We start from the raw sequence: 19,962 nt of genomic DNA, 5'->3' as shown, positions 1-19,962 counted from the left end.
GACGCTAATAAACCGGAATCGCCATCGCTCCATGTGCTAAACAGTAACGCAGCCAGTCGGCCAGAAACTGATTAATTTGATGCTTTTCGTCGCGTTGATGCAACTTTTTATTTGGATAATCATACCGCGCTTTGAAGCGAAAGATCTGCTGACTTGAACACACTTCGGCCACCATCGCGTCATGGTACAGGCGCACCGTAAGTGACGGCAGGCTCCAGTACGTAATGGCTGGCGCCGTCTGCTCGATCGCAACAAGCGTAGTGTATCGGGTCGATTCAACGATCGTTAACCGATATTGCGCGTTGGCCACCTGATAGCTTACTGTTTCGCCGGGTGCGTCATTGCGCGGCAACAGGCGGCGCAATTGCGAAAAATTAGTTTCGCACAGGCGCATCATTTCAGGGAAGTCAGGTGTGTAACGCTTCATTTTTTCCACTCGTGTTTTAACTCTTGATAGTGCAGTTGCAGCCATTGCAAAGCGATGACAGAAGCCGCGTTGTCGATTTTCCCCTCTTCTACCCACTGGTAAGCCTGCTCCCGACTTACCACATGAACACGAATATCTTCGTTTTCATCGGCCAGACCATGAATCCCGTTCGCGGTCGTGGCATCCACTTCGCCCACTAAAATAGAAAGACGCTCGCTGGTGCCGCCGGGGCTTGCCAGGTAACTCATGACCGGTTTCGTCCGTTTGACCTCAAGTCCGGCCTCTTCCATTGCTTCGCGACGAGCGACCTCCTCAACGGTTTCGCCCTCTTCGATCATCCCGGCGACCATTTCCAGCAACCACGGCGTCTCGCTGGTGTCATACGCCGCGATACGAATCTGTTCGACCAGTACAATTTCGTCGCGCTCAGGGTCAAAGGGTAGCAACACTGCGGCGTGGCCGCGCTCAAAAATTTCGCGTTTCACTTCACCGCTCATTTCACCGTTGAACAGGCGGTGGCGGAAACGATAGAGATCCAGTGAAAAAAAACCGCGATATAGCGTTTCTCGTGCAATAATTTCTACATCGTTTTTGGAGAAAGTCATTGGCGAGTTGTCTGGTTTATGCATTGTGCTGTCCTGGTACCAATAGTGATTAAAATGTGAATTTCAAGGGCGTTTGACTGCCGTTTCAGCGACCTTGTGATAAATTGGTGCAAATTAACGCCGGATGGCACGTAACGCCAACTTTTTGCAGTGGCGGATTCTGCTAGAATCAGCAATTATTTTTACAATTTGATCAGCGCTAAATACTGCTTCACAACAAGGAATGCAAATGAAGAAATTGCTCCCCATCCTTATCGGCCTGAGCCTGACGGGGTTCAGCACACTGAGCCAGGCAGAGAACCTGATGCAAGTTTATCAGCAAGCACGCCTGAGCAACCCGGAATTGCGTAAATCCGCCGCCGATCGCGATGCTGCATTCGAAAAAATTAACGAAGCGCGTAGTCCTTTACTGCCGCAACTGGGTTTAGGTGCCGATTACACCTACAGCAACGGCTATCGTGATGCGAATGGCATCAACTCCAACGCCACCAGCGCCTCTCTGCAATTAACCCAGACCCTTTTTGATATGTCAAAATGGCGCGCGCTGACGTTGCAGGAAAAATCCGCAGGTATCCAGGACGTCACGTTCCAGACCGATCAGCAAACGCTGATCCTCAATACGGCGAGCGCCTACTTTAAAGTCCTGAACGCCATTGACGTTCTCTCTTATACGCAGGCGCAGAAAGAAGCCGTTTATCGTCAGTTAGATCAAACCACCCAGCGTTTTAACGTCGGCCTGGTCGCTATCACTGACGTGCAAAACGCCCGAGCACAATACGATACCGTGCTGGCGAACGAAGTCACCGCCCGCAACAATCTGGATAACGCCGTAGAAGAATTGCGCCAGGTCACCGGTAACTACTACCCGGAACTGGCTTCGCTGAATGTCACGAACTTTAAAACCGACAAGCCGCAGGCCGTTAACGCGCTGCTGAAAGAGGCCGAAAACCGTAACCTGACGCTGTTGCAGGCGCGTCTGAGCCAGGATCTGGCGCGCGAGCAAATCCGCCAGGCGCAGGACGGTCATCTGCCAACGCTGGATTTAACCGCCTCTACCGGCGTGTCTGACACTTCTTATAGCGGCTCTAAAACCCATAACAGCACGCAGTATGACGACAGCAATATGGGCCAGAACAAAATCGGCCTGAGCTTCTCGCTGCCGCTGTATCAGGGTGGGATGGTCAACTCTCAGGTGAAACAGGCGCAGTACAACTTTGTTGGCGCGAGCGAACAGCTGGAAAGCGCGCACCGCAGCGTCGTGCAGACCGTGCGCTCTTCCTTCAACAACATTAATGCTTCTATCAGCAGCATTAACGCTTACAAACAGGCCGTTGTTTCCGCGCAAAGCTCTTTGGATGCAAACGAAGCCGGTTATTCCGTGGGTACGCGTACCATTGTTGACGTGCTGGATGCCACCACCGCGCTGTATGAAGCGAAGCAACAACTGGCGAATGCGCGTTATAACTATCTGATTAACCAGCTGAACATCAAGAATGCTCTCGGTACGTTGAACGAGCAGGATCTGGTGGCGCTAAACAATGCGCTGGGTAAACCGATCTCGACATCCCCGGACAACGTCGCGCCGGAAACCCCGCAACAGGATGCAGCGGCGGATGGCTATAATGCCAGTACGGTTCAGCCTGCTTCAGCACGTTCCACCAGCAGCAACGGTAACAACCCGTTCCGTAACTGATGAATTGCCCGATGGCGCTTCGCTTATTGAGCCTACCTGATCGCAGGCAGGGTAAGCGTCGCGCCACCGGGCGCTAAACCTTGTCTGAACGTAAGGCAACGTAAAGATCCCGCCATTCTGCCGCATTCTCGCCTCTTCTCGCTTCAATTTCGACCAGCCATCCACTATCCTGAGCATTATTTATTGTGTTTATCACTGGGTCCTGGAAGACAAAAATGAAACGGACAAAATCTATACATCACGCCTCGTTCCGCAAAAGCTGGAGCGCACGTCATCTTACTCCGGTTGCTCTGGCGGTTACCGCTGTCTTTATGCTGGCCGGCTGTGAAAAAAGCGACGAAACGGTTTCGCTGTATCAAAACGCCGACGACTGCTCGGCAGCGAACCCGGGCAAAAACGCTGAATGTACGACCGCATTCAACAATGCCCTGAAAGAAGCGGAACGTACCGCGCCGAAATACGCGACGCGTGAAGACTGCGTGGCTGAATTCGGCGAAGGCCAGTGCCAGCAGGCGCCGGCTCAGGCTGGCATGGCGCCGGAAAATCAGGCGCAGGCGCAATCCAGCGGCAGCTTCTGGATGCCGCTGATGGCGGGCTACATGATGGGCCGAATGATGGGCGGCGGCGCGGGCTTTGCTCAGCAACCACTGTTCAGTTCAAAAAACCCGGCCAGCCCGGCCTACGGTAAATACACCGACGCCAGCGGCAAGAACTACGGCGCCGCACAGCCTGGCCGTACCATGACTGTACCGAAAACCGCGATGGCGCCGAAGCCCGCCACAACCACAACCGTTACCCGTGGTGGTTTTGGCGAGTCAGTGGCAAAACAAAGCACAATGCAGCGTAGCGCCACCGGCACCTCGAATCGTTCGATGGGCGGCTAAGACGCATGGAAAGAATCAGTATTACTGAGCGCCCGGACTGGCGCGAGAAAGCCACCGAATACGGTTTTAATTTTCACACGATGTACGGGGAACCGTACTGGTGTGAAGACGCGTACTACAAGCTGGCGCTCGACCAGGTTGAGAAGCTGGAAGACGTCACCGCTGAACTGCACCAGATGTGCCTTAAGGTCGTGGAGAAAGTGATCGCCAGCGACGAGCTGATGACGAAGTTTCGCATTCCTAAGCATACCTGGGGCTTTGTACGTCAGTCCTGGCAAACGCAGCAGCCGTCGCTCTATTCCCGCCTCGATCTGGCGTGGGATGGCACGGGGGAGCCTAAGCTTTTAGAAAATAACGCCGATACGCCGACCTCACTGTATGAGGCCGCGTTTTTCCAGTGGATCTGGCTGGAAGACCAGCTAAATGCGGGCAACCTGCCGGAAGGCAGCGATCAGTTTAACAGTCTGCAAGAAAAGCTGATCGAACGCTTCGCCGAGCTGCGTGAGCAGTATGGCTTCCAACTGCTGCACCTCACCTGCTGTCGCGACACCGTGGAAGATCGCGGGACAATCCAGTATCTACAGGACTGCGCCGCCGAAGCTGAAATCGCCACCGAGTTCCTCTACATTGAAGATATCGGCCTGGGTGAAAAAGGTCAGTTTTCGGACTTGCAGGATCAGGTGATTGCCAACCTGTTTAAGCTCTATCCGTGGGAATTTATGCTGCGTGAAATGTTCTCCACCAAGCTGGAAGATGCTGGCGTTCGCTGGCTGGAACCGGCCTGGAAGAGCATTATCTCCAATAAAGCGCTGCTCCCAATGTTATGGGAAATGTTCCCGGATCACCCTAACCTGCTGCCGGCTTATTTTGCGGAAGATGACTATCCGCAAATGGAAAAATTCGTCGTCAAACCGATCTTCTCGCGTGAAGGCGCTAACGTCTCCATCATTGAGAACGGGAAAACGATCGAAGCGGTGGAAGGCCCTTACGGCGAAGAAGGCATGATTGTGCAGCAGTTCTGTCCGCTGCCGAAGTTTGGCGACAGCTATATGCTGATTGGCAGCTGGTTGATCAACGATCAACCCGCCGGGATCGGTATTCGCGAAGACAGAGCGTTGATCACCCAGGATCTGTCCCGCTTCTACCCGCATATCTTTGTCGAATAGTTTCTTGTGCCGGGTGGCGGCTTCGCCTTACCCGGCCTACAATTCGTGCCGTAGGCCCGACAAGCGTAGCGCCATCGGGCATTAATCATCCCACCTGTACCGACAGCATACTCAGGCTGCCCATCTCGATGCCGTCAACCGGGATCGTCACCGGCTCTTTGCCATCCCATGCGCCTAACACATACAGCAGCGGCAGATAGTGATCCGGCGTTGGGTTCGACAGCGATCCTCCTTCATGATCGAGGTAATTAACCAGCGGATGCTGTTCTACCGGCCCCTGCCATGTCAGATTCGCTTTCACATACTCATTGAATGACGTTGCCCACGGGTAGGGCGTATTCTCGCCATGCCAGCGCGCCGTGCGCAGGTTATGCACCACGTTGCCACTGGCGACCAGCATAATGCCTTCGTCCCGCAACGCCGCCAGTTTGCGCCCTGTTTCAAAATGCCAGGCCGCCGGTTTGGTGCTGTCGATGCTCAACTGCACCATCGGGATATCCGCATTCGGGTACATCTTGATCAACACGCCCCAGGAGCCGTGATCAAAGCCCCACGCCTCTTTATCCAGCGCGACCGGCGTCGGCGACAGCAACTCAACCAGATGTTGCGCCAGTTCCGGCGAACCGGGCGCAGGATAGTGCGTGTCATACAATGCCTGAGGAAAGCCGCCAAAATCATGGATCGTCTTTGGCGCTTCCATCGCCGTCACGCCCGTCCCTCGCGTGAACCAGTGCGCCGAAACAACGACAATCGCTTTTGGACGCGGCAATGTATCCCCCAGATGCCGCCAGGCACGGGTATACACATTATCTTCCAGAACGTTCATCGGGCTACCGTGACCTAAAAACAATGCTGGCATACGTGTTGAAGACATGATGATATCCTTACTGAGGGAGTCATTTTGATATCATCACAATACGCTTTTTCGATGGATGAAGAACTCAGATAACCATGATGAAGATCATCAGTTATTTTGAAGGTCAGGTTCGGACAGTTGAATCATAAGGAGTTGTCGATGTCAGTACCTTTAATTCTGACCTTACTGGCGGGCGCCGCCACCTTTATTGGCGCGTTTCTTGGCGTGCTGGGGCAAAAACCGTCCAACCGCGTGCTGGCGTTTTCACTGGGATTCGCCGCAGGCATTATGCTGTTGATCTCGCTGATGGAGATGCTGCCAGCCGCGCTGGCGGCGGATGGCATGTCTCCGGTGCTGGGTTACGGTATGTTTATTATCGGCTTGCTGGGTTATTTCGGTCTCGACAGGCTGCTTCCCCACGCCCACCCACAAGATTTAGTGCAAAAAACCGCACGTCCTCTCCCCGGCTCGATAAAACGCACCGCCATCCTGCTGACGCTGGGCATCAGTCTGCACAACTTCCCGGAAGGTATCGCCACCTTCGTCACCGCCAGCAGCAACCTCGAATTGGGTTTTGGCATTGCCCTGGCGGTCGCCTTGCACAATATTCCTGAAGGATTAGCGGTCGCCGGGCCAGTCTACGCCGCAACCGGTTCAAAACGGACCGCAATTTTCTGGGCCGGTATCTCCGGGATGGCGGAAATTCTTGGCGGTGTAATGGCGTGGCTTATTCTGGGCAGCCTGATCTCACCGGTCGTTATGGCGTCCATCATGGCCGCCGTCGCGAGAATTATGGTGGCATTATCCGTTGATGAGCTGATGCCGCTGGCAAAAGAGATCGACCCTAATAATAATCCCAGCTACGGCGTACTGTGTGGAATGTCGGTGATGGGGTTGAGTCTTGTCGTGCTTCAGGCGATGGGAATCGGATAACAGAGGCAGCAGGAAGCGCTTATTCCTGCTCTTTGGTCATAACGCGTTCTTCATCATCGCGACGAAGTAATTTATTGCGGATTTCCAGCAGCGCATCTCTGTCCTGCCGAAACGCCTTACAATAGCGTTTCATATGGCAAAAATACCCTACGATCACCAGAAAAATTAAGACGAGCCAATACCAGGCGATAAACATCCTTTTACCCTTAAAATCTAATATTACCAAACAATTAGCGTTAAAACCTTTTCTACCTATATTGAGGTAGCCCTATATACTGGCACAGTATGAAATCGAGAATATGATTTTGATCATAGAGAAAAAGGTTGGGCTTTTATTAACAGATGGGATGTTTAAAAAAGCAAAATATAAGGGATAAACGGCGGGATTAATGACCTCTGTAAACACAAAAAACCGAAGCCTGCGAACCGGCTTCGGTTTTTATTATCATCTCATCGCCTGATGGCGCTTCGCTTATCAGGCCTACAGAATTAGCTGGCTTTACGCTCGTGCGCCTGGCGGTAAGCCACCAGATCTTCGATCGTCACTACTGCCATGTTGTGTTTACCGGCAAACGCGATGCATTCCGGCGCGCGCGCCATTGTGCCATCGTCATTCGTCAGCTCACACAGTACGCCAGCAGGTTTGAACCCGGCCAGCGTCACCAGATCGATGGTGGCTTCAGTATGGCCGCCGCGGGTCAGAACGCCGCCCGGCTGCGCGCGCAGCGGGAAAACGTGGCCTGGACGGTGCAGATCGGCAGGTTTCGCGCCATCGGCAATGGCTGCGCGAACGGTCGTTACGCGGTCTGCGGCAGAAACGCCGGTAGTCACGCCTTTTGCGGCTTCAATGGTCACGGTAAAACCGGTGCCGTAGGCGCTGGTATTGTTCTCCACCATCATCGGCAAATCGAGCTGCTTGCGACGATCTTCAGTGATGCACAGACAAACAATGCCGCTGCCGTGGCGAATGGTCAGCGCCATCTGCTCAACGGTCATGGCCTCGGCCGGGAAAATCATATCGCCTTCGTTTTCGCGATCTTCATCGTCAAGCACCATCACACCGCGTCCTTCACGCAGCGCGGATAGCGCATGTTCCACACGTTCAAAAGGCGTACCAAAAGAGGAAAGTAGCGTCTGATTCATGGTAAAAAAACCTCATTAAAATTATGGTTACCAGAATCAGGGCAGTCTTAGGAGTACCGACAAGCGGCAAAAAAATAACGTGAGCGGGCCCATGCCCGACTGGATCGTTACTCTCTCCCATCCGGACTTTAACCGTCGGCCCCGGAATTACACCGGATCTGCTGACCTTCAGATTTGCACCTGAAGCGCTCGCGGGCTTTCAACCTGTCCTTCATCTTTCACGCCGCTGCTGCATTGCCGCAACGCGAAATCTTTTGGACATACGCTGATTTACCGCCGGTGGGGAATTTCGCCCCGCCCTGAGAATAAGCGAGTTAACTATAACGCTATTGATTACCTTCATCAACGCCTTTACTCCGCTAAGCGACACACAATTCTGGTTTATGACGCCTGCATATCGCACTACAATGTGTTCTGACACTTACCAGTTCAGGGAAACCACAATGATTGACCCGAAAAAAATTGAGCAACTCGCTCGTCAGGTTCACGAGTCGATGCCGAAAGGGGTCCGGGAGTTCGGGGAAGATATCGAGAAGAAAATCCGTCAGACGCTGCAATCGCAGCTGACGCGTCTCGATCTGGTGAGCCGTGAAGAGTTTGACGTGCAGACTCAGGTCTTACTGCGCACCCGCGAAAAGCTGGCGCTGCTGGAGCAACGCCTCAGCGAGCTGGAAGCGCGTGAGAAACCTGTAGATGTTAAACCTGCGCCCGCCATCCCGCCTGTCGATCCGCAAGAGTAAAAACCACAACGGGCCGTAAGGCCCGTTGATATTTTCAGTGTTCGAGTTCTAGCTTCTTAGCCTGTGTCGCCTGTTGGCAGTAAAGCGCATAGCGTTTGCAAAACCAGCTGCGGTGCGCCTCATCCATATTTCCGGTAACGGCCTGGATATCAACAGGATGGCCCTCAGCCTGCATCCTGGCGAAACTGCGCGCCAGAAAATCAAAATTGTTTAACGAATATACGTTCTTGTCGTTCATCAGCATACCCTCCAGTTATCAAATATCTGTTAAGGCCATATGCTTTTTCTAATTTCAGTATTCTCTTATATGTGTTGAACGGTTGTGCAAAAAGTGCGCATATCAGTTGCCTGACATCACACTTTGGGAACAAGCCAGATGCCCGATGGCGCAGTGCGTATCGGGCCGTCTGTTCAGCGGTTATTTATCGCTGTCTTTCTGGATTTTCTTGATGATATTGGTGGTCGAACAACCGTCTTCGAAGTTAAGCACCAGCACTTCGCCGCCGTTGGCCCAGACTTCTTCGCTACCGGCAATCTCTTCTGGCTTATAGTCACCGCCTTTCACCAGCAAATCCGGCAGCACGCCAGCAATCAGCCGCTGCGGGGTGTCCTCATCGAAAGAAACCACCCAGTCAACGGACTCCAGCGCACCCAGCACGATCATTCGCTGTTCCAGCGGATTCACAGGGCGAGTTTCGCCTTTCAGACGTTTGGTGGAGGCATCGCTGTTCACCGCGACGATCAGGCGATCGCCCAGCTTGCGGGCGTTCGCCAGGTAAGACACATGTCCGGCATGCAGAATGTCAAAAACGCCGTTGGTCATGACCACTTTCTCGCCGCGTTTACGCGCGCTGGCCACGGCCTGTTTCAGTTCGGCTTCCGTCATCACGCCGAAGCCGGTATCCGCACGACCGCGCACCGCATTTTCCAGTTCGATTGGCGAAACGGTTGATGTTCCCAGTTTACCGACGACAACGCCTGCTGCCGCGTTCGCGAAATAGCAGGCCTCTTCCAGGGAGTTCCCCGCCGCTAATGTGGCTGCCAGTACGCCGATCACCGTATCCCCGGCACCGGTAACGTCATACACTTCCTGCGCCTGGGTCGGCATATGCAGCGGCGCTTTACCCGGTTGCAGCAGCGTCATTCCCTGCTCGGAACGGGTCACCAGCAGCGCAGAAAATTCGAAATCGGCAATCAGCTTCATGCCGCGTTCGACAATCTCTTCTTCACTTTTACATTTACCCGCCACCGCTTCGAACTCAGACAGGTTCGGCGTCAACAGCGTGGCGCCGCGATAACGTTCGAAATCGGTGCCTTTCGGGTCGATCAGCACCGGAACGCCCGCTTTACGCGCAAGCTGAATCATCTGCTGAACGCTGGCCAACGCGCCTTTGGCGTAATCAGACAACACCAGCGCGCCAATTGAGCCCAGCGCCTGGTTAATACGCTCGTGCAATGGCAGCGGATCGACGCCTTCAAAGCCTTCTTCAAAATCCAGGCGAATCAGCTGCTGGTTACGGGAAAGTACACGCAGTTTGGTAATCGTCGGATGCGTAGGCACAGAAACGAAGTCGCATTTTACGTTCACATCTGCCAGCGTTTTGCTCAGCGCGCGCGCCGCATCGTCAATACCGGTCAGACCCACCAGACGCGAATTTGCGCCCAGAGAAGCGATGTTCATCGCCACGTTCGCCGCACCGCCCGGACGTTCTTCAATGGTGTCCACTTTGACAACGGGTACTGGCGCTTCGGGGGAAATACGGCTGGTCGGCCCGTACCAGTAGCGATCCAGCATCACATCACCAACAACCATGACTCCTGCACGTTCAAACTCTGGCAGCGTTACTTTCATTCCTGTCTCCTGAGAGATTCTCTGAGGGTCTTAAAATTTGCGCGCGATAATAGCACACTTCACCCGGCAACCAGCCACTTCTGCCAGCTTGCCCGTACCAGCGCGCGTTCCTTGCTGAAGCACTCTTGCGCCACATGCCCCGGAAGCTCCTGTAGCGCAAGGTGATGAAGCTCATCGCGCAGCGTGGTATAGGCCTGCGTCAGCGCCTGCGCTTCCTGTTCATCCATAATGTCGTTTTGCGCCAGCAGTTCCAGAATGCGCACGTTATCGGACCAGCGCGTCAGCTTCGGCTTTTCATGCGCATAGCGCAGCACCAGATATTGGGTAATAAATTCAATATCGGTGATCCCGCCTTCGTCGGCTTTGATATCAAAACGATCGCGATGCTTGTTGCCCAGATGCGCGCGCATTTTCTCGCGCATTTCGCGCACCTCGGTCTGCAACGTTTTGCCTTCGCGAGCGAGGGTCATGATATCGCGACGCACGGCGTCAAACTGCGAGGTCAGTTGCGGGTCGCCATAAACCACACGGGCGCGTACCAGCGCCTGATGCTCCCATGTCCAGGCTTCGTTTTTCTGATAATCGGCAAAGGCTTCCGCCGACGTAACCAGCATTCCCGCCGCGCCGGACGGGCGCAGCCGCGCGTCCACTTCATACAAGATACCGGAAGAGGTGCGGGTGCTGAACAGGTGCATAATGCGCTGCGCCAGGCGTAAGTAGAACTGGCGGCCGTCAATTTCACGCTCGCCGTCGGTCATCACGTCCATTGGGCAATCGTGCAAAAAGATCAGATCAAGATCGGAGCTGTAGCCCAGTTCCCAGCCACCCAGCTTGCCATAACCCACCACCGCAAACCCGCGTCCGGTGCGCTCAGCAAGGTGCGTCGGCTGCCCATAGCGCGCCACCATTTGCCCCCACGCCTGCTGGACAACGGCGTCGATAATGGCCTCCGCCAGCCAGGTCAGGTGATCGCTGACCTTCATCACCGGTAGCGTACCGGCGATATCCGCCGCCGCAATGCGCAACAGCTGCGTTTGTTTAAACTGGCGCAGCGCTTCCAGCTGCTGCTCTTCGTCATCTTCCGGCACACGCAGCAAATACTGGCGTAACTCATCGCGATAAGCGTCGGTCGCCGTTGGCTGATACAGCGTATTCGGATCCAGTAGTTCATCGAGCAACAGCGGATAACGCGCCAGCTGGCTCGCCACCATCGGCGAAGCGGCGCACAGCGAAATCAGGTGCTTCAGCGCGCCAGGAAATTCGCTCAGTAATTCAAGGTAGGTAGTACGCGTAACGATCCCCACCAGCAGCGGCGTAATACGCGACAGCGGCACAGAAGCATCTTCGCGCGAGCACACGTCGCTAAGCAGATGCGGCATCAGATGGTCGAGCACCTGCCGCCCACGCGGGCCAATGGTGCGCTTATCCAGCTCTTTACGAAAGTCGGCGATTAACGCCAGCACGCGTCCGCGATCGTCGTCGGACAGATGCGCCAGCACTGGCGTGGTATCATCTTCCTGTAGCGCATCCTGCCACAGTTCGCGCCAGTGTTCCGACAGCGTATCTTCCTGAGTATCGGTTTCGTCATCGCCAATCAGTTCGTTAAATACCCGACGCACGTTAGCCATGTGCGCCGCCAGAATGTCGGTGAGCTGCGACCAGTCATCCGTGCGCATTCCCCAGGCCAGACGCGCCCGGTTCAGTTCATCGCCCGGCAGCGTCTGGGTCTGCTCATCATTGATGCTTTGCAGCAGGTTTTCCAGACGGCGCAGGAAGAGATAGGCCGCGCGTAACTGTCCGGCGTCATTTTCTGGCAACAGGTGCAGCGCATCAATCGCGCTCAGCGTCGGCAGCAACGAGCGCGATTGCAGCGAGGGTTCCCGTCCGCCGCGAATCAACTGGAACACCTGCACGATAAACTCAATTTCACGAATACCGCCGGCGCCAAGCTTAATATTGTCTTTCAGACCGCGACGGCGCACTTCACGGGCAATCATCCCTTTCATATTACGCAGGGACTGGATCACGCTGAAATCGATATAGCGGCGGAACACGAAAGGTCGCAACATGGTGCGCAGTTCATCGACATACGCACTGTCGGCAGCGCCCATAATGCGCGCTTTGACCATCGCATAACGCTCCCAGTCGCGCCCTTGTTCCTGGTAATAATCTTCCAGCGCGGCAAAACTCAGCACCAGCGGGCCACTGTCGCCAAACGGGCGCAAGCGCATATCCACCCGGTACACAAAGCCGTCCATCGTCGGCTGGTCCAGCACTTTGATCAAACGCTGCCCCATGCGGGTAAAGAACTGCGCGTTATCCAGCTCGCGCCGACCGCCCCGGGTGGAACCGTGCTCCGGCCAGGCGAAGATCAGATCGATATCCGAGGAGAAATTCAGCTCGCCGCCGCCCAGTTTTCCCATCCCCAGAATCAGCAACGGTTGAGGTACGCCATCATGGTTGCAGGGCGTCCCCCATTCGCGACAGCAGGCGTCATACAACCAGTCGCGCGCGGCGACGATCAACGTTTCCGCCAGATGGCTTAGCTGTTGCAGAATGTTTTCTTCTTCCACCAGCGACAGCGCCTGCGCCCAGGCGATACGTACCATGATGCGGCGACGGAATACGCGAAGCTCACGCATCAGCGCCGCTTCATCAGTCACCTGCGCCAACGCGTCCTGTAGCCACGCGGCATAATGCCGCCACTCATCGGCCTGCGGCGGCGCGCTTTCCAGCTCAGTCAGCCATTCGGGATGCGCAATCACGCTGTCCTGCACAAAGTCACTAAATGTAAGTACTGACTTCGCCTGAACGCTAAGCGTGGCTTCAGCCAGGATTTCTGGTAACCGCTCAACCACGGTCTGCCAGTGCTGCTGTAACGGTGAAGAAAGCGGCTTCATTTAAGGTGTGTCCTCAGATGGCTAACTAATCCCGATGAGTGTTGCCGGATGGCGGCGTGACGCCTTATCCGGCCTACAAAACCTGCGCCCGTAGGCCTGATAAGATGCGCTGCATCGCCATCAGGCGTTACTGGTTATCGTTTTCCGCTATGCAGCCAGAACGGCTCCTGGAAGATCGCCTCATTGCGGAAGTGTTCAACTTCAATGCGCTGCCCTGTCACAATCGCGTGGCGCAGGCCCTGCCAGTTCTCCAGCCAGGCCTGTACCGCATTCGCGTCGTAATAACCTGCCAGCAGCAAAATGCTGTCAATATCGCGGGTCAGGCGCGGAAGCTGATCGCGATACCGATCGCCCAACGGCTGCCCGAAAGTCGCTTTCAGCTCCGCCGCATGGCGCGACAGGTGAATATCGGCAAAGCGTTTGAAAGAATCGGCCATTTTCGCCTGCGCTTTGGCATCAAGGAACGGTTGCCAGGCTTTGGTGACCAGCCATTCGGTCAGCGCCAGTTTAGCCATCGCCGTTTGCGTGCTATAGATAGCCGTGATGGCTGAAACCTCAGAGACAAGGGTCGCTTCCGACTGCGTCAGCAAATCGCGTAAGTGAGCGCTTGCTTTACGCGGTACAATACCGCCAAACAGCATCAGCGCATGGCGAACCAGCCCCATCGCCGCCAGTACATCCGCTTTGGCGGCGTCATTTCCACGCACCCACAGTTCTTCATGGTACTGCCATTGCGACAATGCCAGCTCCAGCGCCGCTTCCAGCCCCTGCTCAATGCTGGCTTTGGCTGGCGCTTTCAGCACCGCAGTAGGTCTGATCCCACGCGGAGCATTCCCCTGCGCCAGATGATATCCCCGTGCGGCCTTGCTCAGGCTGCCCTGACGCAGACCCGCTTGCGACACCAGTTGGTTTGCCAGTTTCAACACCGCACGGGTCTCGCCACTTAACAGTTCCAGCTCCAGCTCGCAAATTGGCTCGGCACATTCTCCGGCCTTCACTTCGCCAAGATCGAGCGCGATTTCAATACGGCTGCCGTCAACGTCCACCAGCCATTTCTCACGGTAAAAATCGGTGCTGAACAGCGGCTGCACGCGTGAAGCGAGATCCGCGGGCAGCTCGCCGTTCGGCCAGACCTCCTGCGGGAGCCGTGCGAGATCCAACGTCGGCTCGCTCAGCGCAACATTGTATTCCGGCCGTTGATGCAGGCCCCCCGTAACCCGACCGGCGATTTTCATGGTCATTTCATAACGACCATTCTCGCCACGGATGCGCAGACCTATATCATGTCCACGCAACCACTTGTCCGGCGTTTCGTAGTAAATGTTCTGTAACTGGCTGGGCGCATGGTGCTCGCCGCCGAGTGTTTGCAGATGGTCACGCAACGCGTCTACAGCGTCGTGATTAACGATAAACTTTAATTCGATTTCCTGAGCCATTGCCTTGTACTTATGGGTTATGTCACATATGGGAAGAATGACGGCGAACTTAACGCGTTCTTTTTTGTCAGTAGATAGTATTTTGCGCCAAATTGCCATGCAACGAGCAATTTGACGGGCGTAAAAGTTTAAAACAGTGGCAAAGATGACACAGATGATTCCGATTGATGTCGAATGCTTTGCGTAGAGACACTGATGCCACTACTATCGTTCCACTTTTTATGACAAAAACGACAGCCTGATGCCAAAATTACGCCTGATTGGATTAACTTTACTTGCACTTAGCGCCACTGCCGTCTCCCACGCAGAAGAGAAGCGCTATGTCTCTGACGAACTGAATACCTGGGTCCGCAGCGGTCCGGGAGATAATTATCGCCTCGTGGGTACGGTGAATGCCGGCGAGGAAGTGACATTATTACAGACTGACGCCAACACGAATTACGCTCAGGTGAAAGACAGTACAGGTCGTACTGCCTGGATCCCGATGAAAGAGCTGAACAGCTCGCCCAGCCTGCGTATCCGCGTACCGGATCTGGAAAATCAGGTTAAGACGCTGACCGATAAGCTGAACAATATTGATACCACCTGGAATCAGCGCACGGCCGACATGCAGCAAAAAGTGTCGCAGAGCGACAGCGTGATTAACGGGTTGAAAGAAGAAAACCAGAAGCTGAAAAACGAGCTGATCGTGGCGCAGAAGAAAGTCAGCGCCGCCAATCTGCAACTTGATGACAAGCAGCGCACCATTATTATGCAGTGGTTCATGTATGGCGGCGGCGTGCTGGGACTCGGCCTGCTGCTCGGCCTGGTTCTCCCGCACATGATCCCAAGCCGTAAACGCAAAGACCGCTGGATGAACTAAATCGCCTTCTCTGCCGCACTGACATATGATTAAGGGATGATTTTTTCAGGAAGGGAAAGTGGCGTGAAGATTTATCTGGTCGGTGGTGCTGTTCGGGATGCGTTGTTAGGGCTACCGGTCAAAGATAAAGATTGGGTGGTGGTTGGCGCCACGCCGCAGGAGATGCTTGACGCGGGCTACCAGCAGGTAGGCCGCGATTTTCCCGTGTTTCTTCATCCGCAAACGCGTGAAGAGTATGCGCTGGCGCGCACCGAGCGTAAATCCGGTTCAGGCTATACCGGCTTTACCTGCTATGCCGCGCCGGACGTGACGCTGGAAGAAGACCTGCAACGTCGCGACCTCACCATTAATGCCCTCGCGCAGGATGACGACGGCCATATCGTCGACCCCTATCAGGGGCGTCGCGATCTGGACAATCGCCTGCTGCGCCATGTTTCCCCCGCCTTTAGCGAAGATCCGCTGCGCGTGTTGCGCGTGGCGCGTTTTGCCGCCCGCTACGCGCACCTCAGTTTCCGCATCGCTGATGAAACCCTGGCGTTGATGCGCGACATGACCGCCGCAGGCGAACTGGAACACCTCACGCCGGAGCGCGTATGGAAGGAGACCGAGAACGCCTTAACCACGCGCAATCCGCAGGTTTTCTTTCAGGTGCTGCGCGACTGCGGCGCGCTACGCGTTCTGTTCCCGGAAGTGGACGCGCTGTTTGGCGTTCCGGCTCCGGCAAAGTGGCACCCGGAAATCGATACCGGCATCCACACATTGATGACGTTATCAATGGCCGCCATGCTCAGCCCGAACGTTGATGTGCGTTTCGCCACGCTCTGTCACGACCTTGGCAAAGGGTTGACGCCCAAAGCGCTCTGGCCGCGCCATCATGGTCACGGCCCGGCAGGCGTAAAGCTGGTCGAGCAGTTATGCCAGCGTCTGCGCGTGCCGAATGAGATTCGGGATTTAGCCAAACTGGTGGCGGAATTCCACGATCTCATCCATACCTTCCCGATTTTGCAGCCGAAAACGATCGTGAAGCTGTTCGATTCGATTGACGCCTGGCGTAAGCCGCAGCGCGTAGAGCAAATCGCCCTGACCAGCGAGGCCGACGTGCGCGGTCGTACCGGTTTTGAGGCGTCTGACTATCCGCAAGGTCGCTGGCTGCGCGAAGCGTGGCTGGTCGCGCAGGCGGTGCCGACAAAAGAGGTGGTGGAGGCAGGCTTTAAAGGCGCGGAGATCCGCGAAGAACTCACCAGACGGCGAATTGCAGCGGTGGCTAACTGGAAGGAACGGCGTTGCCCGAAACCCGAGGCGTAAGCTCACCGTTTTGTTGCCGGATGGCGCTCCGCTTATCCGGCAACAAAATCGAACCGTAGGCCGGATAAGGCATTTACGCCGCCATCCGGCATCAAGCGTTATCAGAAGAAAACAACGTAGACCGCAGCAGCCACGATAAAGCGGTAAATCGCAAACGGAATGAACGAGATACGCTTAATCAATTGCAGGAAGGTTTTGATGGCGATCAGCGCCACAATGAACGCAGTCACAAATCCCACGGCGAACATGGGGATATCTTCCACCGTCAGGAACGACCAGCTCTTGTAGAGATCCAACGCCGTCGCGCCCATCATCATCGGAACGGCCAGCAGGAATGAGAATTCCGATGCGGCATAGCGACTCACCCCCATCAACATCCCACCGGAAATGGTCGCGCCGGAACGGGAAAAGCCCGGCCACAGCGCCAGACACTGGAAGCAGCCAATCATAAACGCCTGACGATACGTCATATCGTCCAGGCCCGGCGCGCGCGGCTCTTTCGGCTTCAGGCATTCCGCGGCAATCAGCAGCAGACCGCCCACGACCAGCGCATACATCACGTTAACGGGATTAAACAAAGACTTAATGGTGTCATGGAACACCAGGCCCAGCACCACGGCCGGGATCATCCCCAGCACAATATGCCCTAACGTCAGGCGTCCTTTTCCGGTGCCTTCATGCGGTTGTTTGCCAAAGTGAATGCCGATCAGGCCGAACAAACGCCGCCAGAACATCACCACCACCGCCAGGATCGATCCCAACTGAATTACCACCTCAAACGTCTCTGCCGTATCGCCTTCAAAACCCAACAGGTGACCAACAATGATCATATGGCCCGTGCTGGAGACGGGCAAAAACTCCGTCAATCCTTCGACCACACCCAAAATTGCCGCCACCAGCAGCGAGTGTATATCGCTCATCAATAAACCCCTAAATCAAAAAAAACGAACAGCAGTTATGACTCCAGCTTTAAGACCCATATATCGCCGTTTGGTTTAAAAACTATGAAGTTAATTATTTTCTTTCAGATTATTGCCACGCTCAATGATAACGCCAACATTCGCCGCACGCGCTACGGCGCCGGGCTTACTGAGCTTGATGCGTACCCACGGAGAGTTAAAGCGGCTGAGCAGCAGATCCGCCACCTCTTCCGCTACGCGTTCGACTAACGCAAAACGGCCGCCCTCCACATGGCTGACTACCGTATCGGCAATGTCGGCATAGCTCAGACAATCCGCAACGTCGTCGCTTCTGGCTGACTTACGGTTGTCCCACGCCATTTCGATATCGAACACCAGTTTCTGTTCGATAGTTTGCTCCCAGTCGTAAACACCGATAGTGGTGATTACCGAAAGTTGCTCTATAAATACAATATCCATCACGACCTGCCTGCTTTTTGGCTAACCCGGATACCACTTCCGGCGAAATATGCGTATTATCCACAGAAGTAGCGTTTAACACGACATTTTCAAAACGGAACAGCTTATGAGTGCAATCGCGCCTGGAATGATCCTCTTCGCGTACCTCTGCGGCTCAATTTCCAGTGCCATTCTGGTCTGCCGCATTGCAGGTTTACCCGACCCGCGTCAGAGTGGCTCCGGTAACCCTGGCGCGACCAATGTGTTACGCATAGGGGGCAAGGGAGCAGCCGTAGCGGTACTGATTTTCGACGTCCTCAAAGGCATGCTGCCGGTCTGGGGCGCTTATGCATTAGGCGTAACCCCTTTCTGGCTGGGCCTGATTGCCATCGCCGCCTGTCTGGGGCACATCTGGCCGGTCTTTTTTGGCTTCAAAGGCGGAAAAGGCGTCGCGACCGCATTCGGCGCGATCGCGCCCATCGGCTGGGACTTAACTGGCGTGATGGCGGGCACCTGGCTGCTGACCGTCTTACTGAGCGGTTACTCGTCATTGGGCGCGATCGTCAGCGCGCTGATTGCGCCATTCTACGTGTGGTGGTTTAAACCCCAGTTCACCTTCCCGGTCTCTATGCTGTCTTGCCTGATTTTGCTGCGCCACCATGACAACATCCAGCGCCTGTGGCGTCGTCAGGAGACGAAGATCTGGACGAAACTTAAGAAGAAGCGCGAGAAAGATCCGCAGTAGCTTTTTACACCACGCCGTAGGCCAGGTAAGGCGAAGCCGCCATCAGGCACATACGCATCGCCGGATGGCGACGCAAAGCGTCTTATCCGGCCTACAGATGGGTTCACCACGCCACCTGATATCCCTCGTCTGGCTTGCCGAGTCGCTTCTGGCACCATGCCGCCAGAAACTCCACACATACCCGTAACTTTACGCTGCGGTACAGCGGTTCCTGATAGACCGCCCAGATATTGGCGCTCTGCGCATACTCCGGCAATACCCTCACCAGTTTACCGCTCGCCAGAAACGGCTGCACATCCCACTCTGAACGCAGCATGATCCCTTTGCCCTCCAGCGCCCACTGCAAAACAATTTCACCGCTATTGGAAGAGAGGTGTCCGGTTACTTTCACTGATTTTTTCTCTTGCCCGTTCCCCAGTTCCCATATGCCGTGGGTCATATCACGTTCTTTTGTCACCAGACAATCATGACCGCTTAATTCTTGTAAGGTTTTCGGCTCAGGATATTTATGGAGATATGCGGGAGACGCGCATAATATTCTTTTATTCTTTGTTAACAAATGCGCAATATAATAATCAGGAATTTCATCGTTAATCCGAATATCCAGATCGATATTATCCTGTACCAAATCAATTTGCCGATCGAAGAGTTCAAAGTGAACCTGTAATTCAGGATAATTGCGCATCAGGTCGGTAATGGCAGGTGCAATATAACTGCGGCCAAAACCAAAACTACAGCCAATGCGAATCATTCCCTCCGGGCGCGTTTTAATTTGCGTCACCTCATCCACCAGCCGCTGATAGTGCGTGAGGAGCTTCAGCGCATGTTCATAGCAGCGTTGCCCGCTTTCCGTCAGCGCAACACCTCTTGCCGAGCGGTTCAACAGCGTGGTGGCAAGGGTTGTCTCAAGAATCTGAATCCGTTTCGTCACGAACGCGGGCGTTTGCCCCAGCGCCGCCGCTGCCGCGCTAAAGCTTCCCGTATGGACAATTTCAACCAAAACCTGTAGGTCTTTGGCTAAGGGATAGTTGTTCAGCATCTGTCGGTTATCCGTGAT

20 protein-coding genes and 1 riboswitch are annotated in these 19,962 nt (G+C 54.9%); of the genes, 8 read left to right on the top strand and 12 right to left on the bottom strand.

Annotated elements, in window-relative coordinates; translation table 11 throughout:
* Nucleotides 1–4 precede the first annotated feature (4 nt).
* Both OGV82_RS10495 and nudF read right to left on the bottom strand, forming a co-directional pair.
* Nucleotides 5–427, bottom strand: a complete 423-nt coding sequence (locus tag OGV82_RS10495; protein ID WP_012135164.1) for a DUF1249 family protein — start codon at nucleotides 425–427, stop codon at nucleotides 5–7.
* The gene (gene nudF, locus OGV82_RS10490; RefSeq protein WP_024130957.1) at nucleotides 424–1,056 is read right to left on the bottom strand and encodes an ADP-ribose diphosphatase; all 633 of its coding nucleotides are present in this window, start codon (nucleotides 1,054–1,056) and stop codon (nucleotides 424–426) included. The genes OGV82_RS10495 and nudF overlap by 4 nt, the downstream gene beginning before the upstream one ends.
* A gap of 199 nt (nucleotides 1,057–1,255) precedes the next feature.
* Between nudF and tolC the strand changes: the two genes are divergently transcribed.
* The 3 genes from tolC to OGV82_RS10475 all read left to right on the top strand — a co-directional run bounded on the left by tolC (nucleotide 1,256) and on the right by OGV82_RS10475 (nucleotide 4,775).
* Nucleotides 1,256–2,725 carry an outer membrane channel protein TolC gene (gene tolC / locus OGV82_RS10485; protein ID WP_012135166.1) on the top strand — a complete coding sequence of 490 codons (1,470 nt, stop codon included), beginning with the start codon at nucleotides 1,256–1,258 and terminating at the stop codon, nucleotides 2,723–2,725.
* 215 nt (nucleotides 2,726–2,940) lie between these two features.
* Nucleotides 2,941–3,609, top strand: coding sequence for a DUF1190 family protein (locus OGV82_RS10480; RefSeq protein WP_012135168.1), 669 nt, complete (start codon nucleotides 2,941–2,943; stop codon nucleotides 3,607–3,609).
* Between the two features lie 5 nt (nucleotides 3,610–3,614).
* Nucleotides 3,615–4,775 carry a glutathionylspermidine synthase family protein gene (locus OGV82_RS10475; protein WP_047461159.1) on the top strand — a complete coding sequence of 387 codons (1,161 nt, stop codon included), beginning with the start codon at nucleotides 3,615–3,617 and terminating at the stop codon, nucleotides 4,773–4,775.
* An 85-nt stretch (nucleotides 4,776–4,860) separates the two neighbouring features.
* On the opposite strand, the gene ygiD is transcribed toward OGV82_RS10475, so the two are convergent.
* Nucleotides 4,861–5,649, bottom strand: coding sequence for a 4,5-DOPA-extradiol-dioxygenase (gene ygiD, locus OGV82_RS10470; protein WP_047461156.1), 789 nt, complete (start codon nucleotides 5,647–5,649; stop codon nucleotides 4,861–4,863).
* A 141-nt stretch (nucleotides 5,650–5,790) separates the two neighbouring features.
* Between ygiD and zupT the strand changes: the two genes are divergently transcribed.
* A complete protein-coding gene (zupT, locus tag OGV82_RS10465; protein WP_101744067.1) occupies nucleotides 5,791–6,564 on the top strand; it encodes a zinc transporter ZupT in 774 nt (257 codons plus the stop codon).
* A gap of 19 nt (nucleotides 6,565–6,583) precedes the next feature.
* Here zupT and OGV82_RS10460 read toward each other — a convergent pair whose 3' ends face one another.
* On the bottom strand, nucleotides 6,584–6,760 hold the full coding sequence (locus tag OGV82_RS10460) for a hypothetical protein (RefSeq protein ID WP_012135172.1): 177 nt from the start codon (nucleotides 6,758–6,760) through the stop codon (nucleotides 6,584–6,586).
* Between the two features lie 293 nt (nucleotides 6,761–7,053).
* Complete coding sequence (ribB, locus tag OGV82_RS10455; protein ID WP_101744066.1) at nucleotides 7,054–7,707, bottom strand: 3,4-dihydroxy-2-butanone-4-phosphate synthase; 654 nt, start codon at nucleotides 7,705–7,707, stop codon at nucleotides 7,054–7,056.
* A 105-nt stretch (nucleotides 7,708–7,812) separates the two neighbouring features.
* Nucleotides 7,813–8,018, bottom strand: a riboswitch (FMN riboswitch).
* A 132-nt stretch (nucleotides 8,019–8,150) separates the two neighbouring features.
* Between ribB and ubiK the strand changes: the two genes are divergently transcribed.
* The gene (gene ubiK / locus OGV82_RS10450; RefSeq protein ID WP_024130961.1) at nucleotides 8,151–8,447 is read left to right on the top strand and encodes a ubiquinone biosynthesis accessory factor UbiK; all 297 of its coding nucleotides are present in this window, start codon (nucleotides 8,151–8,153) and stop codon (nucleotides 8,445–8,447) included.
* 34 nt (nucleotides 8,448–8,481) lie between these two features.
* Here ubiK and glgS read toward each other — a convergent pair whose 3' ends face one another.
* The 4 genes from glgS to OGV82_RS10430 form a co-directional block, all read right to left on the bottom strand.
* Nucleotides 8,482–8,691: a cell surface composition regulator GlgS gene (glgS, locus tag OGV82_RS10445; protein WP_012135175.1), complete on the bottom strand. Its 210-nt coding sequence runs from the start codon at nucleotides 8,689–8,691 to the stop codon at nucleotides 8,482–8,484.
* 174 nt (nucleotides 8,692–8,865) lie between these two features.
* On the bottom strand, nucleotides 8,866–10,299 hold the full coding sequence (hldE, locus tag OGV82_RS10440) for a bifunctional D-glycero-beta-D-manno-heptose-7-phosphate kinase/D-glycero-beta-D-manno-heptose 1-phosphate adenylyltransferase HldE (RefSeq protein WP_012135177.1): 1,434 nt from the start codon (nucleotides 10,297–10,299) through the stop codon (nucleotides 8,866–8,868).
* 59 nt (nucleotides 10,300–10,358) lie between these two features.
* The gene (gene glnE / locus OGV82_RS10435) at nucleotides 10,359–13,199 is read right to left on the bottom strand and encodes a bifunctional [glutamate--ammonia ligase]-adenylyl-L-tyrosine phosphorylase/[glutamate--ammonia-ligase] adenylyltransferase (RefSeq protein WP_047461150.1); all 2,841 of its coding nucleotides are present in this window, start codon (nucleotides 13,197–13,199) and stop codon (nucleotides 10,359–10,361) included.
* 134 nt (nucleotides 13,200–13,333) lie between these two features.
* The gene (locus OGV82_RS10430; protein ID WP_047461147.1) at nucleotides 13,334–14,635 is read right to left on the bottom strand and encodes a CYTH domain-containing protein; all 1,302 of its coding nucleotides are present in this window, start codon (nucleotides 14,633–14,635) and stop codon (nucleotides 13,334–13,336) included.
* Between the two features lie 241 nt (nucleotides 14,636–14,876).
* On the opposite strand from OGV82_RS10430, the gene OGV82_RS10425 reads away from it, so the two are divergent.
* Nucleotides 14,877–15,497: a TIGR04211 family SH3 domain-containing protein gene (locus tag OGV82_RS10425; protein WP_012135182.1), complete on the top strand. Its 621-nt coding sequence runs from the start codon at nucleotides 14,877–14,879 to the stop codon at nucleotides 15,495–15,497.
* Nucleotides 15,498–15,560: 63 nt separating this feature from the next.
* Nucleotides 15,561–16,802 (top strand): multifunctional CCA addition/repair protein, encoded by a 1,242-nt coding sequence (locus OGV82_RS10420; protein WP_012135183.1) that lies wholly within the window; start codon nucleotides 15,561–15,563, stop codon nucleotides 16,800–16,802.
* 101 nt (nucleotides 16,803–16,903) lie between these two features.
* Here the strand turns inward: OGV82_RS10420 and bacA are convergent, their stop codons facing one another.
* Nucleotides 16,904–17,722 carry an undecaprenyl-diphosphate phosphatase gene (gene bacA, locus OGV82_RS10415; protein WP_012135186.1) on the bottom strand — a complete coding sequence of 273 codons (819 nt, stop codon included), beginning with the start codon at nucleotides 17,720–17,722 and terminating at the stop codon, nucleotides 16,904–16,906.
* A gap of 90 nt (nucleotides 17,723–17,812) precedes the next feature.
* Nucleotides 17,813–18,181: a bifunctional dihydroneopterin aldolase/7,8-dihydroneopterin epimerase gene (gene folB / locus OGV82_RS10410; RefSeq protein ID WP_012135187.1), complete on the bottom strand. Its 369-nt coding sequence runs from the start codon at nucleotides 18,179–18,181 to the stop codon at nucleotides 17,813–17,815.
* A gap of 106 nt (nucleotides 18,182–18,287) precedes the next feature.
* Here folB and plsY point away from each other — a divergent pair, with 106 nt between their 5' ends.
* Nucleotides 18,288–18,905 (top strand): glycerol-3-phosphate 1-O-acyltransferase PlsY, encoded by a 618-nt coding sequence (gene plsY / locus OGV82_RS10405; protein WP_012135188.1) that lies wholly within the window; start codon nucleotides 18,288–18,290, stop codon nucleotides 18,903–18,905.
* Nucleotides 18,906–19,008: 103 nt separating this feature from the next.
* Here the strand turns inward: plsY and ttdR are convergent, their stop codons facing one another.
* A complete protein-coding gene (gene ttdR, locus OGV82_RS10400) occupies nucleotides 19,009–19,944 on the bottom strand; it encodes an L-tartrate utilization transcriptional activator TtdR (protein ID WP_047461143.1) in 936 nt (311 codons plus the stop codon).
* Nucleotides 19,945–19,962: the final 18 nt, after the last annotated feature.

Origin of the sequence: Citrobacter sp. CK191, assembly GCF_030333435.1 — a bacterium.
Classification (GTDB): domain Bacteria; phylum Pseudomonadota; class Gammaproteobacteria; order Enterobacterales; family Enterobacteriaceae; genus Citrobacter_B; species Citrobacter_B koseri.
This window is presented reverse-complemented; position numbering and strand designations above follow the sequence as displayed.

Coding starts and splice junctions, on each gene's coding strand:
- ttdR (WP_047461143.1), bottom strand. CDS start 19,944: ATGCTGAACAACTATCCCTTAGCCAAAGACCTACAGGTTTTGGTTGAA.
- OGV82_RS10480 (WP_012135168.1), top strand. CDS start 2,941: ATGAAACGGACAAAATCTATACATCACGCCTCGTTCCGCAAAAGCTGG.
- nudF (WP_024130957.1), bottom strand. CDS start 1,056: ATGCATAAACCAGACAACTCGCCAATGACTTTCTCCAAAAACGATGTA.
- OGV82_RS10495 (WP_012135164.1), bottom strand. CDS start 427: ATGAAGCGTTACACACCTGACTTCCCTGAAATGATGCGCCTGTGCGAA.
- glgS (WP_012135175.1), bottom strand. CDS start 8,691: ATGCTGATGAACGACAAGAACGTATATTCGTTAAACAATTTTGATTTT.
- hldE (WP_012135177.1), bottom strand. CDS start 10,299: ATGAAAGTAACGCTGCCAGAGTTTGAACGTGCAGGAGTCATGGTTGTT.
- glnE (WP_047461150.1), bottom strand. CDS start 13,199: ATGAAGCCGCTTTCTTCACCGTTACAGCAGCACTGGCAGACCGTGGTT.
- ygiD (WP_047461156.1), bottom strand. CDS start 5,649: ATGTCTTCAACACGTATGCCAGCATTGTTTTTAGGTCACGGTAGCCCG.
- OGV82_RS10430 (WP_047461147.1), bottom strand. CDS start 14,635: ATGGCTCAGGAAATCGAATTAAAGTTTATCGTTAATCACGACGCTGTA.
- zupT (WP_101744067.1), top strand. CDS start 5,791: ATGTCAGTACCTTTAATTCTGACCTTACTGGCGGGCGCCGCCACCTTT.
- OGV82_RS10425 (WP_012135182.1), top strand. CDS start 14,877: ATGCCAAAATTACGCCTGATTGGATTAACTTTACTTGCACTTAGCGCC.
- bacA (WP_012135186.1), bottom strand. CDS start 17,722: ATGAGCGATATACACTCGCTGCTGGTGGCGGCAATTTTGGGTGTGGTC.
- ribB (WP_101744066.1), bottom strand. CDS start 7,707: ATGAATCAGACGCTACTTTCCTCTTTTGGTACGCCTTTTGAACGTGTG.
- folB (WP_012135187.1), bottom strand. CDS start 18,181: ATGGATATTGTATTTATAGAGCAACTTTCGGTAATCACCACTATCGGT.
- ubiK (WP_024130961.1), top strand. CDS start 8,151: ATGATTGACCCGAAAAAAATTGAGCAACTCGCTCGTCAGGTTCACGAG.
- tolC (WP_012135166.1), top strand. CDS start 1,256: ATGCAAATGAAGAAATTGCTCCCCATCCTTATCGGCCTGAGCCTGACG.
- plsY (WP_012135188.1), top strand. CDS start 18,288: ATGAGTGCAATCGCGCCTGGAATGATCCTCTTCGCGTACCTCTGCGGC.
- OGV82_RS10460 (WP_012135172.1), bottom strand. CDS start 6,760: ATGTTTATCGCCTGGTATTGGCTCGTCTTAATTTTTCTGGTGATCGTA.
- OGV82_RS10475 (WP_047461159.1), top strand. CDS start 3,615: ATGGAAAGAATCAGTATTACTGAGCGCCCGGACTGGCGCGAGAAAGCC.